Source organism: Niallia sp. 03133, from assembly GCF_052663225.1.
The window spans coordinates 24,112-40,848 of sequence record NZ_JBQTCY010000009.1 but is presented as its reverse complement, the minus strand read 5'-3'; the positions used below and the strand labels follow the sequence as shown (position 1 = coordinate 40,848).

17 protein-coding genes are annotated in these 16,737 nt (G+C 37.1%); all 17 read left to right on the top strand.

All coding sequences use genetic code 11. The features are described 5' to 3' along the window. Positions 1–27 precede the first annotated feature (27 nt). The 17 genes from ACTYBU_RS13780 (at position 28) to ACTYBU_RS13700 (ending at position 16,652) form a co-directional block, all read left to right on the top strand. Positions 28–990, top strand: a complete 963-nt coding sequence (locus tag ACTYBU_RS13780) for an ABC transporter substrate-binding protein (protein WP_445490866.1) — start codon at positions 28–30, stop codon at positions 988–990. Next, positions 977–2,023 (top strand): FecCD family ABC transporter permease, encoded by a 1,047-nt coding sequence (locus ACTYBU_RS13775; RefSeq protein WP_445490603.1) that lies wholly within the window; start codon positions 977–979, stop codon positions 2,021–2,023. Before ACTYBU_RS13780 ends, ACTYBU_RS13775 begins: the two co-directional genes overlap by 14 nt. Next, a complete protein-coding gene (locus tag ACTYBU_RS13770; protein WP_445490601.1) occupies positions 2,016–3,479 on the top strand; it encodes a heme ABC transporter ATP-binding protein in 1,464 nt (487 codons plus the stop codon). The genes ACTYBU_RS13775 and ACTYBU_RS13770 overlap by 8 nt, the downstream gene beginning before the upstream one ends. Further along, positions 3,476–4,441 carry an adenosylcobinamide-phosphate synthase CbiB gene (gene cbiB, locus ACTYBU_RS13765; RefSeq protein WP_445490599.1) on the top strand — a complete coding sequence of 322 codons (966 nt, stop codon included), beginning with the start codon at positions 3,476–3,478 and terminating at the stop codon, positions 4,439–4,441. Before ACTYBU_RS13770 ends, cbiB begins: the two co-directional genes overlap by 4 nt. Continuing rightward, entirely contained in the window at positions 4,416–5,516 is a 1,101-nt protein-coding gene (cobD, locus tag ACTYBU_RS13760) for a threonine-phosphate decarboxylase CobD (RefSeq protein WP_445490597.1), read from the top strand. Before cbiB ends, cobD begins: the two co-directional genes overlap by 26 nt. Continuing rightward, positions 5,474–6,049 carry a bifunctional adenosylcobinamide kinase/adenosylcobinamide-phosphate guanylyltransferase gene (locus ACTYBU_RS13755; RefSeq protein ID WP_445490595.1) on the top strand — a complete coding sequence of 192 codons (576 nt, stop codon included), beginning with the start codon at positions 5,474–5,476 and terminating at the stop codon, positions 6,047–6,049. Before cobD ends, ACTYBU_RS13755 begins: the two co-directional genes overlap by 43 nt. Then, positions 6,046–7,554 (top strand): cobyric acid synthase, encoded by a 1,509-nt coding sequence (locus tag ACTYBU_RS13750; protein ID WP_445490593.1) that lies wholly within the window; start codon positions 6,046–6,048, stop codon positions 7,552–7,554. Before ACTYBU_RS13755 ends, ACTYBU_RS13750 begins: the two co-directional genes overlap by 4 nt. Next, positions 7,551–8,345, top strand: coding sequence for an adenosylcobinamide-GDP ribazoletransferase (cobS, locus tag ACTYBU_RS13745; RefSeq protein ID WP_445490591.1), 795 nt, complete (start codon positions 7,551–7,553; stop codon positions 8,343–8,345). Before ACTYBU_RS13750 ends, cobS begins: the two co-directional genes overlap by 4 nt. Beyond that, positions 8,303–8,929: a histidine phosphatase family protein gene (locus tag ACTYBU_RS13740; RefSeq protein WP_445490589.1), complete on the top strand. Its 627-nt coding sequence runs from the start codon at positions 8,303–8,305 to the stop codon at positions 8,927–8,929. The genes cobS and ACTYBU_RS13740 overlap by 43 nt, the downstream gene beginning before the upstream one ends. Further along, positions 8,878–9,318: a bifunctional adenosylcobinamide kinase/adenosylcobinamide-phosphate guanylyltransferase gene (locus ACTYBU_RS13735; protein ID WP_445490587.1), complete on the top strand. Its 441-nt coding sequence runs from the start codon at positions 8,878–8,880 to the stop codon at positions 9,316–9,318. Before ACTYBU_RS13740 ends, ACTYBU_RS13735 begins: the two co-directional genes overlap by 52 nt. 18 nt (positions 9,319–9,336) lie before the next feature. Beyond that, a complete protein-coding gene (locus ACTYBU_RS13730) occupies positions 9,337–9,933 on the top strand; it encodes a cob(I)yrinic acid a,c-diamide adenosyltransferase (RefSeq protein ID WP_445490585.1) in 597 nt (198 codons plus the stop codon). Continuing rightward, positions 9,914–10,396, top strand: a complete 483-nt coding sequence (locus ACTYBU_RS13725) for an ECF transporter S component (protein ID WP_445490583.1) — start codon at positions 9,914–9,916, stop codon at positions 10,394–10,396. Before ACTYBU_RS13730 ends, ACTYBU_RS13725 begins: the two co-directional genes overlap by 20 nt. Continuing rightward, a complete protein-coding gene (locus tag ACTYBU_RS13720; protein WP_445490582.1) occupies positions 10,375–11,091 on the top strand; it encodes an ATP-binding protein in 717 nt (238 codons plus the stop codon). Before ACTYBU_RS13725 ends, ACTYBU_RS13720 begins: the two co-directional genes overlap by 22 nt. Before the next feature lie 514 nt (positions 11,092–11,605). Next, the gene (locus ACTYBU_RS13715; RefSeq protein ID WP_445490581.1) at positions 11,606–12,679 is read left to right on the top strand and encodes a D-alanine--D-alanine ligase; all 1,074 of its coding nucleotides are present in this window, start codon (positions 11,606–11,608) and stop codon (positions 12,677–12,679) included. A 95-nt stretch (positions 12,680–12,774) separates the two neighbouring features. After that, positions 12,775–14,145, top strand: a complete 1,371-nt coding sequence (locus tag ACTYBU_RS13710; protein WP_445490579.1) for a UDP-N-acetylmuramoyl-tripeptide--D-alanyl-D-alanine ligase — start codon at positions 12,775–12,777, stop codon at positions 14,143–14,145. A gap of 349 nt (positions 14,146–14,494) precedes the next feature. Continuing rightward, entirely contained in the window at positions 14,495–15,841 is a 1,347-nt protein-coding gene (locus ACTYBU_RS13705) for a protoglobin domain-containing protein (protein WP_445490578.1), read from the top strand. Positions 15,842–15,968: 127 nt separating this feature from the next. After that, entirely contained in the window at positions 15,969–16,652 is a 684-nt protein-coding gene (locus ACTYBU_RS13700; RefSeq protein WP_445490577.1) for an alpha/beta hydrolase, read from the top strand. Positions 16,653–16,737 lie beyond the last annotated feature (85 nt).

Below are 16,737 nucleotides of genomic sequence, written 5' to 3'. Positions count from 1 at the left end.
TTATATTTTGAAAAGGGCGGAACAAGAATGAAAAAGCTTTATACTTTATTATTTGCACTTCTTTTAGCTGTTGGCGTGCTTGCTGGCTGTGGAGAAACACAAAAGAAAGATAATGCAGATAGCAATGAAAAGAAAACAGAAGAAGTATCTTTTCCAGTTACCATTAAAGATGCGGCTGGAGAAGAAGTAGTAGTAGAAAAAAAGCCTGAAAAAATTGTTTCTTTAATTCCAAGCAACACAGAGATTGCTTTTGCTTTAGGTTTAGGAAAAGAAATGGTAGGAGTTTCTGACTATGATAATTATCCAGCAGAAACAGCAAACGTTGAAAAAGTAGGCGGCATGGAGTTTAATGTCGAAAAAATTATTTCCTTAAAACCAGATGTTGTATTAGCACATGCATCTAGTGCGCATAATTCAAAAGAAGGATTACAACAGCTGCGTGATTCTGGCATTGATGTAATAGTTGTAAATGATGCAACAAATTTTGCTAGTGTCTATGATAGTATTGAAATGATTGGTAAAGCTACTGGAGAAACAAAAGAAGCTTCAAAAGTTATAACTGACATGAAAAACAAAATAGCTGCTATAAAAGAAAAAGCAGCAAAAATTTCTGATAGCGATAAAAAATCAGTATATATTGAAATTAGCGGAGAACCAAGCATTTATTCAACAGGAAAAAATACTTTTATGCAGGAGATGCTTGATACCATTAATGCTACGAATGTTGTAACACAAGAAGGCTGGATTCAAGTAGATCAAGAAGCGATTATTAAAGCAAATCCTAATGTGATTATTACTACTTATGGAAGTTATGCGAAGGAAAAACCAGTAGATACAATTGCTAAACGTAAAGGATGGCAGGATATCACTGCTGTTAAGAACAAAGCAGTAGTGGATGTAGACTCTGATACAGTTACTCGTTCTGGTCCTCGTTTAGTTAAAGGGGTAGAGGAAATTGCGAAAGCAGTATATCCAGATGTATTTAAATAAAAAGGGAGCGGCTTATTTATATGCCGCTTTTTTTCTCCTTTTTGCCATGATTATTGCTATTTCAATTGGAACAGTGTCCATTCCTGTAGAAGATGTAATAAAAATAATTATTAATCCCATTATTCCAGGGGATTTATTGACTCATGTTGATCCTATGTACGTTAATATTGTACAAAATATCCGATTGCCTAGAGTGATTTTGGCAGGACTGGTTGGTGCGAGTTTATCCATCGCAGGTGCTGCATTTCAAGGGCTGTTGAGAAATCCACTTGCTGATCCATATACACTTGGTGTTTCTTCAGGAGCATCTGTTGGTGCTGTAATTACCTTGTTTTTTCATGTCACCATCCCGTTTATTGGAAACTTTACCCTTCCTTTATTAAGTATACTATTCTCCTTTATCACCATTTTTTTCGTATTGATATTTGCTAAAAAAATGGATCCGACGATGCGAGTAGAAACGATTATATTAACAGGAATAATTTTTAGTTCTTTTTTAAGTGCTTTTATCTCCTTAATGATTGCTTTAACAGGAGATGAGTTAAGACAGATTATTGGCTGGCTTCTCGGCAGTGTTTCCATGAGAGGATGGGTTTATATAAAGATCATCCTTCCGTTTTTTATTATTGGTACAGGCCTGCTGCTTATACAGGGGAAGGAATTAAATGCACTGGCATTCGGAGAAGAAAGGGCGCAGCATTTAGGAGTAAATGTTCAAACAAGGAAAATTCTCATTTTGCTTGCTGGCTCGATTTTAACAGGTGCAGCTGTGGCTGTTTCTGGAACAATAGGCTTTGTCGGTTTAGTCATTCCGCATTTAGTCAGAATTTTAGTTGGACCTGATCATAAGCATTTGCTTGGATTATCCATGATAATCGGAAGCGGATTTCTTATTTTGACAGATTTAGCTGCAAGAACAATCATCTCTCCAACGGAGCTGCCCATTGGTGTTATAACAGCATTAATTGGAGCGCCTATTTTTGCCTTAATCTTAATAAATCGTAGAAATGGGAGGAACAAAAAGAATGCTTAAAGTAAATAATCTCTATTTTCAATATACTGGCCGAACCATTCTTTCTGATCTGTCATTTTCTGTAAACAAAGGAGAGCTTCTAGGCATATTAGGACCAAATGGCAGTGGCAAAACGACGCTTCTAAAACTGATCAGCGGAATTCTAAAGAGTGAAGAAGGCGAAATTTTTATAAAAGAGAAGAAGATTACAGATTATACAGCAAAAGAGTTAGCGAAAATAGTTGCTGTTTTATCTCAACATGCAAAAGAGTCTTTTTCTTACCAAGTGAAAGAAATAGTAGCGCTTGGGAGATACGCTCATCAACGGACATGGCTGCATTCATGGAGCAAGGAAGATGAAGGCATCGTGCAAGAAGCAATGGAGATCACAGGAATTGCTCATTTCCAGAATGCATCGATTCAAGAATTATCTGGAGGAGAAAGACAAAGAGTTTATTTGGCTCAAGCGCTGGCGCAGGAACCTGAAATATTACTTTTAGATGAACCGACAAATCATCTCGATTTATCCTATCAAAAAGAGTTGTTGGATAACTTAAAGCAGTGGAGTCAAGAAAAGGGTTTAACCATTATCAGCATATTTCATGATTTAAATTTGGCTGGTTTATATTGTGATCGACTTTTACTGCTTCATGAGGGAGAAATGGTGGCAGATTCTCTTCCCTCAGAAGTTCTACAAGAAGAGAAAATAAAGAAGGTATATAAAACAAACGTCAAACAAACTATGCATCCACAGACAGCTGCACCACAACTTGTTCTTTTGCCCCAAAAAATTTCTAACAGCGAGATACTTATTGATGAAAAGTATTTAAGTGTTTCATCACAATTTGTTGTACTATCCTCACCTAAGCCATTAAGAACCATATCATCAGGAGTGACAGGGGCTGGTATTGGCTGGTACAACAGTTTTGTCAATAGGCATGTAGATAAAAGCTATCAGTGTGATGACTACCAGCAAGAAATGAAGCAATATCTGCTTGAACACCATTTTAATCCTGGACAGACAGTTGGCATGATGACAGCAGTCTACGTAGAAGATGCTGCCTACCATACATATAAAGAAGGTGATTTTTCTGTTTTTATCGTCGTTACAGCAGGTGTTGGAAATGCTGTCGATGCTGCTAGAAGCAAGGAACATCCTTCACATCTTCTGCTAGGAACGATTAACATCTGGATTTTTATTAATGGTGAGCTTTCGGAACAAGCGTATGTACAAAGCATTATGACAGCAACTGAAGCAAAGGCAAGCGTGCTTCGCGATCAGCATGTTATAGATCCGAATACTGGCACTATTGCAACAGGGACATCGACAGATAGTATTTTAATAGCGGCGACTCAAGAAGGGACTAAATTAGAGTTTGCGGGAACTATTACACGATTAGGTAAATTAATTGCAGCAGGTGTAGCTGAATGCTTAACTGAAGCGTTGGAAAAAAGAAACAGAAGGATGCAATCATGATTATTTATCATCTTATCAGCATCACCATTGCTATTATCATCGACAAAATAATTGGAGATCCGCCAAGCTGGCCACATCCCGTAAAATGGATGGGAAAGTTGATTTCCTTATTAGAAAAGAAATGGAATAAGGGTGATAACCGAAAACAAAAAGGTTTGTATATGCTGTTTCTCATATTGGGGGCAACGTATACGGCAGCATTTCTAATTGTCTATGCAAGCTATCACATTCATTTTAGTATCGGAATATTGGTGGAAAGCTTTCTAATTGCTACTACTATTGCCCAAAAAAGCTTAAAAGAAGCGGCACTTGAAGTATATGAACCTTTAACAAAAAATGATATTCCAGAAGCGCGTTTAAAGCTTTCTTATATTGTTGGAAGAGATACAGAGACTTTATCAGAAAAGGAAATCGTCCGTGGTACAGTAGAAACAGTGGCTGAGAACACGAGTGATGGAGTAACCGCTCCATTGTTTTGGGCATTGATTGGCGGAGCTCCTCTCAGCCTCGTTTATCGTGCCATTAATACCTGTGATTCTATGGTAGGCTATAAAAATAAAAAATATGGGCAATTTGGCTATTTCTCAGCAAAATTAGATGATGTAGTGAATTATCTCCCAAGCCGGCTAACAGCATGGCTGCTCCTTTTGTTTATTCGCTCCCCCTTCTATACATTCTGTGAAGGGTGGAAGACATTGTTTCGCGATGCAAAAAAACATCCTTCTCCAAACAGCGGCTGGGGAGAAGCAGCAACTGCCATCTTGTTAGGCGTACAATTAGGGGGAATTAATTATTATAAAGGCGAAATTTCTGATCGTGCAAAAATGGGCAAGCGCAAAGTAGAGCTGGAAAAAGAACATATCATAAAAAGCAATAGCCTATTAACCAAAGCAACTTTTTTCTTTTTTATATCTTTATGGATTGGAGGTTTGTTGATTGAATTTGCCTTCACACGGAGCTAATCCCAACTATTTATATGAACAAATGAATATAAGCCCTCCCCAGTCTCTTTTCGATTTTAGCGCAAATATTAATCCGCTGGGTCCTCCAAAAGTGTTAAAACAAAAATGGGCAAGCTTATACGATACTATACAGTATTATCCTGATCCAAATGGAAGGATGCTGATTAAAAAAATAGCAGAAAAAGAAAACATAAAAGAAGAGCAGCTTTTGCTTGGAAATGGTGCAGCAGAATTGATTTCTTTAATTGGCAGAATGCTGACGGGAAAAAGGGTGCTGCTTATTCAGCCAACATTTTCTGAATATGAACAAGTTTGTAAAGTAAATAACTGCGAAGTATCTTATTACATGGTGAATGATGAAGACTGGCTGCTGCAAATGGAAAGTTTGGAAGGATCATTAAAAAATGTTCATGCCGTTTTTTTATGCAATCCGAATAATCCAACAGGTGTATATTACAAGAAAAAAGAACTTCTCTCTTTATTGCAAGCTTGTGGACGAAACAATTGTTTGCTTATCCTAGACGAAGCATTTTATGATTTTGTAAAAGAGTATGAGAGCATGGTTCCTGCATTAAAGGATTATCCTCATTTGATTATTTTAAGATCCATGACGAAGATGTTCAGCATTCCAGGCATTCGATTGGGCTATACAATGGCCCATGAAGAGACGATAAAAAAATTAGCTTTTCAGCAGACGCATTGGAGTGTGAATAATATTGCCTTGCATGCTGGTTTGCTTTTAATAGAGGATGAGGATTTTATAACCGATACGCTGCAGTATATAGAAACAGAAAAAGACAAACTTCGTACCTTTTATGAACAACTAGCATTTAAGATGAGCGATTCACATGCTAATTTTTACTTAGTTAAAGATCCTTCATTAGATGACCAAAAAGCATTTTTTCAGTTTTTGTTAACAGAGGGCATTGTAGCAAGACATACATATAATTATCCTGGTTTAAACGGCAAGTGGCTGCGATTTGCTGTTAAAAATGAACAAGAAAATGAGCATTTGCAAGGAGTTATAAAAAAATGGGTCAACAATCGACATTCATTTTTGTCACAGGTGGAGTAAGGAGCGGAAAAACAACCTTTGCTGAAAAGCTGGCGATGGAATATGCAGAAAAAGACAATTTGCAGCTTCATTATTTAGCAACAGGTGTAGTAACGGATAATGAAATGAAAGAACGGGTCGAGCGGCATCAAAAAATCCGTGCTGAGCAGAAGCAACAATGGAAGACATGGGAGCAGAAAACGGGGTTGCAAGAATTGCTGCCAAACTTTAGTAAACAAGATATTCTATTATTTGATTGTTTAACAACACTGGTCAGCAACGAACTTTTTCAGACAGAACAACAGGAATGGAACGAACAAATGCTGAAGGAATTGCAAAGAAAAATGGAACAAGCTATTTTATCCTTAAGTCAAGCATGTTCTATTTTTATTATGGTCAGCAATGAAGTAACATATGAAGCACTTCAATATCCCCTGCTGGTCTCTTATAGCAGACTGCTTGGAAGGTTGCATCAAACCTTTGTACAAACAGCGAACGAAGCATATTTGGTGGATAGCGGAATTCCGATAAGAAAGAAAGGGGGACAAATATGAAAGGAATTATGGTGTTAGGCACTTCTTCTGATGTAGGAAAAAGCTTAATAGCGACTGGATTGTGCAGAATGTTAGTCAATGAAGGTGTAAAGACCGCCCCTTTTAAATCGCAAAATATGTCGAATAATTCGTATGTTACTAAAGATGGAAAAGAGATTGGCAGAGCACAAGGAATTCAGGCGGAAGCAGCAAAAGTAGATGCAACTGTTTGGATGAACCCTATACTATTAAAACCGCGTTCTGACATGCATGCTGAAATTGTTTTGCTTGGCAGAGCGGAGCAAGTAGTATCAGGGAAAAATTATCGGAGCCAATTTTATGAAAAAGGGTTAGCCGTTATACAAAAATCGTTGGATTATTTGGCAGAGAAATACGACGTCATTGTCATGGAGGGTGCTGGAAGCCCTGTTGAAATTAATTTAAAGTCACGAGAGCTAGTCAATATGAAGGTTGCAGAAATGGCAGATATTCCGGTTGTGCTAGTGGCAGATATCGATCGTGGAGGAGTGTTTGCCAGCATTGTCGGTACGCTGGCTTTATTGTCTCCATCCGAACGGAATCGAGTAAAAGGAATCATTATTAATAAATTCCGGGGTGACCCTGATTTATTTGTCGACGGAATTACATGGTTAGAAGAAAATACAAAATTACCTGTTTTAGGTGTGCTTCCATATATAGAAAATCATATGATTGATGGCGAGGACTCCTTGTCTTTTCAGGAAAAAAGACCATCCAGTGTGAAAGACAGCTTGGATATAGCAGTTGTGAAGCTTCCTTTTATTTCAAATTACAGTGACATGGAGCCATTTTATTTTGAAGAGGATGTTAGTATCCGGTTCGTAGAAACAGGTGATGATTTTGGTCATCCTGATGCGGTGATTATCCCTGGCACCAAAAGTACCATTCATGATTTATCCAAAATAAAAGAAACAGGATTAGCGAGAAAAATCCAGGTCTTTTATCAAGAAGGCGGAACGATCATGGGGCTTTGCGGAGGATTTCAAATGCTTTGCAGGGAGCTTCTAGATCCGTTTGGAGCAGATACTGGCATTCAAGGCAATAAAGCGGACGGTTTAAACATTATCCCCGCTTCAACATTCTTTCATCAGAAGAAACGGACAACTCGAGTAAAAGGAAATTACTTTTCTGCTACTGGGATAGTTGGAGAGCTGGTAGAAGGGTATGAAATTCATTTAGGCGATACAATGGTACAAGCAGATGAAAAAACGGTTCCGTTTTTAAGTTTATCCAATGGAAAAGAAGATGGCTGCTATAGTAATAATGGCAAGGTAATTGGAACGTATCTGCACCACCTTTTTCATAATGATGAATGGAGAAGCATTTGGCTAAACCGCCTTCGCAAAGAAAAAGGATATCCATTAAAAGAAACCGTATTTATTCAAGAAATGAAGGATAAACGCTTTGATTTATTAGCAGATAAAATGAAGCGTCATTTAAATTGGGAAAAGCTGCAGAAAATTATGTTTGAAGGAATGAGCAAATGAAAAAGGCTTGGATTGGTTTTCTTTTGAATATACAATTTTTCACTTCTGTTCCCATCCATAAAACATTGCCGATGGAGAAAGAGTATGTTAACAGCAGCGTCCGAACTTTTCCTATATTAGGATTGCTGCAAGGAATCCTTTATAGCGGTTTTGTTTATAGTTTGCTTCATTTTACGCCGTTTTCTATACTCGCTGTCTCTTTTTTTCTCTGGCTGCTTATGATTATCGTTACAGGCGGTCTTCATTTAGATGGGTGGATGGATGCGAGCGATGCCTTTTTTTCCTATCAAGATCATGGGAAGCGCTTGGAAATTATGAAAGACCCACGAACTGGTGCATTTGGTGTATTATCGGTTATCGTTCTTTTGAGCATGAAACTGTTTTTTGTTTATGAAACCGTTATGCATATCCGTACAGAAACCTATTTTTTACTGTTATTTCTTCCCTTCTATTCGAAAATAGTGATGGGATCCATCCTAGTTCATGTTCCAGAGGCGAAAAAGGAAGGGCTTGGATCTTATTTTAAAAAGGCCGTCAGCGGAAATATTACACTCGTTTATGCAACGTATGCTGCGGTTTGCCTTGCACTAGTATGTTTCTTTTATAATGAAGTATTTTTAGACGTATTTCTTTTACTGATATGCAGCTTAATAGGCTATTTCTTTTTGGCGAAAAAAATAGTGAAATGGTTTGGCGGATTAACAGGAGATTTGCTGGGAGCGGCTGTAGAAGGGATGGAGCTGCTATTATGGGCAATCATATGGTTATTGCATTATTTCGTCATGGCTTAACAAAGGAAAATGAAAACAAAGCATATATTGGCTGGCTGGATAGTCCGTTAAGTGAAAAAGGGATCAAACAATTAAAAGAAAAATCATTTTGTTCCAATATGTATGAACAGTTGTTTTCAAGCGATTTACTAAGGGCAAAACAAAGTGCAGACTATCTTTTCCCACTCCAGGAGAAAACAGAGTCCTTCTTCTTTCGAGAATTGAATTTTGGAGATTGGGAAGGAAAAACCTATCATCAGTTGAAAGGTAATGCATGGTATCGGAAATGGATTGATGATCCGTTTACCATTGCCCCGCCTAATGGTGAATCATTTCTGGACTTTGCTGATCGGGTAGAAAAGGGCTGGCAGATGCTAATGGATGCAAGTCACCAGGCACAAAAACTGGCAGTGGTGACACACGGCGGCGTAATTCGTTATTTGCTGCATCGCTATGCAAAGGAAAAGAAAGGTTTTTTTGACTATAACGTAGCGATCGAAAGCGGATTTGAATTGATGTGGGAGGATATCAACTGTTTTAGGAGGAGAGAAAGATGCACTTTATTACAGGAGGCAGCTTTAACGGGAAAAAGAAATGGGCGCTGAATTTATACGAGCTATCCCTTGATAGTGAAGAGCTTCAAATTATTCGGTTTTATGATAATGAGAGGATGGAAGAATCGATAGAAATTCATAAGCCTGTTCTAGTATTGGAAGGAATAGAATATTGGATACAATATAAATTATCTACCTTGGATGAAGAAGAAACTTACGGTTTTTTTCATACACTTTTTAAAAAGATGAAGGATTGGGAGAATAGTGGGGAAAATCATCAAGTGATCGTGATTGGCAGTGATATTACCAAAGGAATTGTGCCGATAAAAAAAGAAGACAGACAATGGCGCGATGCAACGGGAAGGATTTATCAAGAAGCTGTAAACATGGCTGAACGGGTCGATGTTGTCTGGTATGGTATAAATGAAAGACTAAAATGAAGAAAGCAGGGAAAATGCATGCGTATCTATACAAAAACAGGCGATAAAGGTCAAACAAGTATTATTGGCGGAAGAGTAGATAAGGATGATATTCGAGTTGAAAGCTATGGAACCGTCGATGAAGCTAATTGTTTTGTTGGACAGGCTGTCACGCAATTAGAAGGAGAAGTGTTTGCTGATATTATCCTTGATTTAGAGAAAATTCAACATGAGCTTTTTGACTGCGGCGGCGACTTAGCGAATGTTTTGAAAGATCGTCCATTAAAGCTGACTGCACAAGCAGTGGAATATTTGGAAGAAAGAATTGATCAATTTATCGAAGAAGCACCAAAGTTAGAAAGATTTATTCTTCCTGGAGGAACACCTGCTGCAAGCAGTATTCATCTTGCAAGAACGGTGACAAGAAGGGCAGAACGATTAGTCGTTTCTCTGAAAAAAGCAGACGAACATGTTTCTGACATTCCTTTGCAATATTTAAATCGTTTATCGGATTATTTTTTTGCATTGGCAAGAGTGATAAATTATCGAAGCAATGTAAAGGATGTGGAATATATACGAAGTGCAAAAGTGTTTCGAGGAGGGAGAAGGAAAACGGATGAAGGGAAAGAAAATTAGTATACTGGCTTTATTTATTGCGTTATCTGCAGTAGGGGCTATGATAAAGATTCCTGCTGTTGTTGATAGTATAGCATTGGACAGTTTTCCAAGTATGATTGCAGGGGTTTTATTAGGTGGAATCAGCGGCGGGATAGTTGCTTGCTTAGGACATCTATTATCTGCCTTAATGGGCGGTTTTCCACTCGGACCTTTTCATTTTATCATTGGGTTGGAAATGTTCTTTTTAGTTTATTTCTTTTCTTTATTGTATAGAAGCAGAAAGAAATATATCGCTGGTATTATGTTTATTGTCTCTAACAGTATTATTTTGCCGCTTCCTTTTCTTTTTCTTATGGGCAAGGGTTTTTATACAGGGGTTATTCCATCCTTATTAATAGGAGCGATCATTAATGCTGCTGCTGCCTACCTGCTGTTGCCAAGATTGCAATCTATAGCATTATGGAAAAAATTCAGTCCATGAAAGATGTAAAAATCATCCCATTTAATGAGAAAGAAAGAATTATTATTGCGGCAGATAACAGCGGGGCAATTGGCATGAAAGAGGAGGATGTTGTAAAAGCGCCATATGACATAGTGGCTTATTTTTCTTTTCGTGTGGCTGTTATGGAATGCGTTGCAGCAGGAGGGAGCCCGTTTTCAGTTATTCTGCAAAACTTCTGCGGGGAGGAATCGTGGCAAAAGCTGTTGTTTGGTATAAATAAAGGCATTCAGGAATTGAATATAAACAAAGAGTTGGAAATTACCGGAAGTACAGAAAGCAACTTTTCATTAAAACAGTCTGCTATAGGACTTACGGTGCTTGGAAAAGGAGATGCTGCACACAGTTATTCTTTTCAAAAGAGCAAAGTAGCGGTTATTGGCACCCCCCTTGTTGGGAATGAAGTAGTGGAAAAACAACAAAAGATTGCTCCGTTATCGCTTTTTTATACATTATCGAAAAGGAATAAATTCAATCTTCAGCCTGTCGGATCAAAAGGAATTTTATATGAACTGTCTGTTTTATTAGGAGAACCTATAAACGGAAGGGTTGACTGTTCATTAGATATAGAAAAATCTGCTGGTCCATCTACTTGTTTTCTTGTAGAGTACGAACAAGCAGAGGAGGAAGAATTAAAGAGATTAACCGGCGGCTTTTTTCACGCATTAAGCTATTAGTAGTATTAAGATTAGAACTTCATCAGTCTGACTGAAGAACATTGTTATTGTGTAAATACCAGCCTTTTTCTTGGCTAGCCGGGTGACGGACATTTGGAGTTGTATCACAACTTAGTTACGTTCATCACATGTAGCTGTTTCATTTATCCCACTCTTAACGGGCAGTAAGACCCCTACCCTCAAGATGCCGAGAAATCGAGGAAGCTAGGCGGGGGATAACTGCCCGTAAAGGTCCGATAAGTGCAGCTAACCATCAGTGGGGATGAGGAAAAACCCTCACTGATGGAAGTTTACTTTATTGTTTAACCTCAACAGCAACAATTCTTGCTGTTTTTTTGTATGCTTAGAGGTGAATAAGCTACCAGTTTGCCTATATTTTCATAGATTAATAACGAACATTGCAAACTATTACAATTCGATGAAAAGAAAAAGCTAATTTAGGATTCTTCTTTTTAAAGAAGCCGATCTAGTGGTATTATAAACAAGTGTGATTGATAAAATGGAGGTACATGTAATGAAGAAAAAACTTGGTTTATTATATGGCGGAAAATCTGCTGAACATAAAGTTAGCATGCAAACAGCAATGGCGGTTATTAAAGCATTAGATACTGATAAATTTGACATTCATCCTATTTACATATCGGAAGGTGGAGAATGGATCAGGGGGGAGCAGTTAACGGGACCAGTAGAAAATGTGAAGCAGCTCGAGTTTACAACAAATGATGAGATCCAATCAACTGCTCTTTCATCACGGTTATTCCAATCAGCAGAAGATCGTTCTTTTGATGTAATATTTCCATTATTGCACGGTCCAAACGGAGAAGATGGGACAGTACAAGGGCTGTTGGAATTATTAAATCTTCCTTATGTGGGAAATGGTGTATTGGCATCATCAGCAGGAATGGATAAAGTAATTATGAAGAATATTTTTGAAGTTGCTGGTCTTGCTCAAGTAAAATATACATCATTTATTAGAAATGATTGGAATAAAGATAAAAAGGCCGCTTATGACAAAGTGGAGCAGGAGCTAGGCTATCCATGTTTTGTTAAGCCTGCTAATTTAGGATCAAGTGTTGGAATCAGCAAATGTACAAATCGGGATGAGTTGGACGCTGCGTTTGCCGAAGCTTTTCAATTTGACAGAAAGATTATTATTGAAGAAGGAGTCACAGCAAGGGAAATAGAAGTAGGAGTGCTTGGTAACGATAATCCTGAGGTTTCTGTTGCCGGTGAAATAGTTCCTAAAAAAGACTTTTATGATTATAAGGCAAAATATGAAGATGGAGATACTGCTTTAATTATTCCTGCAGATATAACAGAAGCGGAATACCGTACCATTAAAGAGCATGCGATCAAAGCTTTTAAAGCATTAGACTGTTCTGGATTGGTTCGAGCAGACTTTTTCTTAACAAAAGAAGGAAATGTGTATATTAATGAAGTAAATACAATGCCAGGATTTACGCCATTCAGCATGTTTCCTCTACTATGGAAGCATAGCGGTGTAGACTATTCCTCTTTAATAGAAAAGCTTGTAGAGCTTGCAGTGGAAAGACATACTGAAAAACAAACGATAAAGTATACTATTTAATGATTTGCTTAGGGAAAGCATGCATACAAATTTGCATGCTTTTCATTGGTATTTAACCGTTTAATTTTACATACAGAAAGAATGGAGGGATTACGATGATTAAGCGTACGTTAAACAGAATTGCTAAAATGATTGGAATAGAGAACACAATAGAGGGTGCGGAGGATATTGTTGTTCATGGCGTGACAATTGATTCCAGAAAAATTAAAGCAGGTCATCTATTTGTTCCTTTTATAGGAGAAAAAGTAGATGGACATCAATTTGTAGAAGATGCCATTAAAAAAGGTGCTGCAGCCTCTTTTTGGCAAAAAGATGTTCCAAACCCTCCTAAGCATTTGCCGCTTCTTTATGTGGAAGATCCACTAAAAAGCATCCAGCAGTTAGCAAAAAGCTATCGCGATGAGTTGGCAGTAAAAGTAGTGGGCATTACAGGCAGCAATGGAAAGACATCTACAAAGGATATTACGACAAATCTATTATCATTAAAATTTAAGGTTCAAAAAACGGAAGGGAACTATAATAATCATCTTGGGCTTCCTTTGACTGTTTTGAATTTAAAAGAAGATACAGATATTGCCGTTCTTGAGATGGGAATGAGCGGGAAAGGTGAAATTGATCTTTTAACAAAACTTGCTGAGCCAGATGTAGTAGTTATTACGAATATAGGAGAATCCCATTTGCTTGACCTAGGTTCCCGAGAAGGGATTGCAGAGGCAAAATTAGAAATTATTAATGGTCTTAAGCCAGCAGGAAGAATTGTTTATTTTGGGGATGAACCATTGCTTGCAGAAAAAATAACCAATTTAAAGCATTTGGATAAAAAGACATTTGGAATGATGGAGAAAAACGATCTATTTCCAGTTAAGATCCACCAAAAGGAGAATGGCAGTTCTTTTCAACTAAATCGAAAAGAGACAATTTTTGATCTTCCGATTCTTGGAAATCATAATATACTGAACGCATTAGCTGGGATGTTAGTCGCAGATTATTTTGGTATTTCCTATGAAGACATGAATGAAGGGTTGAAAACATTAAAGCTTACCAATATGAGAATGGAAATGTTAAAAGGGCAAAACGGTGTTCAAATTATAAACGATGCCTATAATGCAAGTCCAACCTCTATGAAGGCAGCAATAAATGTATTGGAGAGCCTTCCTGGATTTAAGAATAAAGTGCTTGTTCTTGGTGATATGTTGGAACTTGGGCCAGATGAGGCAGTTTATCATGAGGAAATAGGAAAAAGTATATCAAAAGATAAAATTAATTATGTATTTACATATGGAAATCTTGGTCAATGTATTGCAAAAGGTGCAAAGAGTATGCTTCCAGAAAAGCAAGTTGCTTTTTTTTCAGAAAAGAAGGGACTTATTGAAGCATTAAAAAATATCGTGGATGATGAAACGGTTGTTTTAGTAAAGGCCTCGAGAGGAATGAAACTGGAAGAGGTAGTAAAGGCGCTTCAATAAAAAACTCTTCGCATAATAATTTTGGTAGACAAATTTGCAGTTTTATCCCACTCTTAACGGGCAGTAAGACCCCTACCTCAAGATGCCGAGAAATCGAGGAAGCTAGGTGTTGAAACTTGCCCGTAAAGGTCCGATAAGTGCAACTAACCATCAGTGGGGGATGAGGAAAAACCCCACTGATGGAAGTTTACTTTATACTTTGAATATAATCAGAAAGGACTTCTTTTATAATGGAGGTCCTTTTTACCGCTTAAAAAGTTTTGAAAATTGGCAAAATTAATCAAACAATGTCGATAGAAAATCTTTTATACTAAATATTATAGGTATAAATTCATATAGGAGGCTAGATATGGGAGGATGTCCATTTGGTTTTTTGCATCGTAAAAAAGGGAATAAGGAATTTATTCATCAAGCACACTTTAAAGAAAAAAACAGACTAGATTCAACTTTCATTCTAAACAATAAAGATTTATCCGTTCAAACAAAGTTTGTAGGATTAACAGAGCGTGATATAGAGCATTTGATTGAGCTTCAACCAATTATAATAAACAATGTGGATAGAATCGTTACAGCGTTTTATGGAAAGTTGCAAGAAATCCCTCACTTAATGGAAATAATCAATGAACATTCGACCATTGACCGCTTGAAAAATACACTTGCACACTATTTATTCGAAATGGTTTCAGGAAAAATAGACGAGGAATATATTGACAATCGTATTCGAATCGGAAAAGTTCATAATAAGATTAAGTTGTTTCCTGAATGGTATATTGGTGCGTATACATTAATTCAAAATGAGCTTTTTGCAATTTTATTAGATGAGAATCTACCGGTAGATACCATAAAGAAGTTGTATCTTTCTTTTCAAAAATTATGCTCTTTTGATATGCAAATAGGGATTTCAACTTATATAGAATCCTATACTGCGTCCATGATGAAATTAAATGAAATTCAACTATTGCAGCAGCAATTGGATGATTCAGCTGCAACACTTGCAGCCGGAGCCAAGGAAACGACATCCTCTATATTTGATAAAGAAACATTGGTTAATCAGATGCTGTCCGAAATAAATGGCATTAGTTCTATATCAGCGGATACGCTTAGCATGGTGGAACTTGGAAAGCATGAAGTAACAGCTTCATTAGAACAAGTGGATGAGGTTGTTACGTTAATTGAAGAAACCAATGATTTAATCGAGCTTTTAACGGCAAGTTCAAATGAAATAGGTGCTATTGTGCAAACGATAAGGAGTATATCCCATCAAACCAATATTTTATCTCTAAATGCGGCGATTGAAGCACAAAGAGCAGGAGTTCATGGCAGGGGATTTTCTGTTGTTGCTCTAGAGGTAAGAAAATTGGCAGCCCAAACGCAAAGCTCATTAGATAATATCCATAGACAAATACATATGGTTCAAAGCACCGTTGGAAAGTTTCAATCCAGCTATAAGCGCATTGCAGAGGATGCTAGTTTATTACGATCAGTTAATGAAAAAATTATTTCTATATTAAATAACACGGTAGATGGGGTGAAAATTAGTTCGGAAAAAATTCAAAACTTCAATGGAATCATGGACGAATTCCAAAAAACATTTGAAGAAATAACGGGTGCATCCTATCAAGTAGCACAAATGGCAGAGCAGCTAAATAATGTAAACCATCAACTTTCCCTTAAATTAATAGAGAACACCTCATGAATTTGTGGATAATATTACACTTATAGTGTAAAATAAACAGAAGAGTAGACTAGCCTCTACTTGAAGATACTTCATATTTCCTACATGCATGAGGAGAATAATAGTAAAGGAGAAGGTGGTTTATTCGATGGTTGCTTGTTTATGCATCCATGGTTTTACTGGAGCGCCAAGGGAAGTAAAGCCATTAGCAACATACCTTGAACATAATACGGATTGGAAATGTGTAATTCCAGTTTTGCCAGGGCATGGGGAGAAGCTTCAACTGCAAGGGGTTCTCTTTCATGAATGGATTGAGCATGCCGAGAATGAATTGAAACAACTTCTCGAAAAAGAGGAAACGGTCTATGTTATTGGCTTTTCAATGGGAGGTTTAATAGCTAGTTATTTAGCGATTCATTATCCAGTTAAAAAACTAATTCTATTAAGTGCAGCAGCTTACTATATGAATCCCTCTCAAATGTGGAAAGAAATTAAAAGTATGGTAAATGATCTTTGGAAAGGTCGTTTAACAGAAAATGAGTTTTTTACTCGTTATACAAATAAAATAAAAGCTACTCCTATAACGGCTACGATACAATTTAGAAAATTAGTGCATCATATCCGTCCCCTGCTTTGCAAAGTAGACGTTCCTACACTCATTGCACAAGGGGAAAATGATGGACTAGTTCCGATGAAAAGTGCAAATTATTTATATCATGCTATTTGTGCAAAAGAAAAAAAGCTTCTATATATCAAAGGATCTGATCATTTAATTTGTCACTGCCGCGAAAAAGAAAGGCTATTTTCGGAAATCCTCTCCTTTTTAAAATAGTCGAATTCCCTCCAAAAAGAAACATATACTGGTTTAATATATAGTCAGCGTTTATTTATCTATAAATTTGAGTTCAATTGAAACA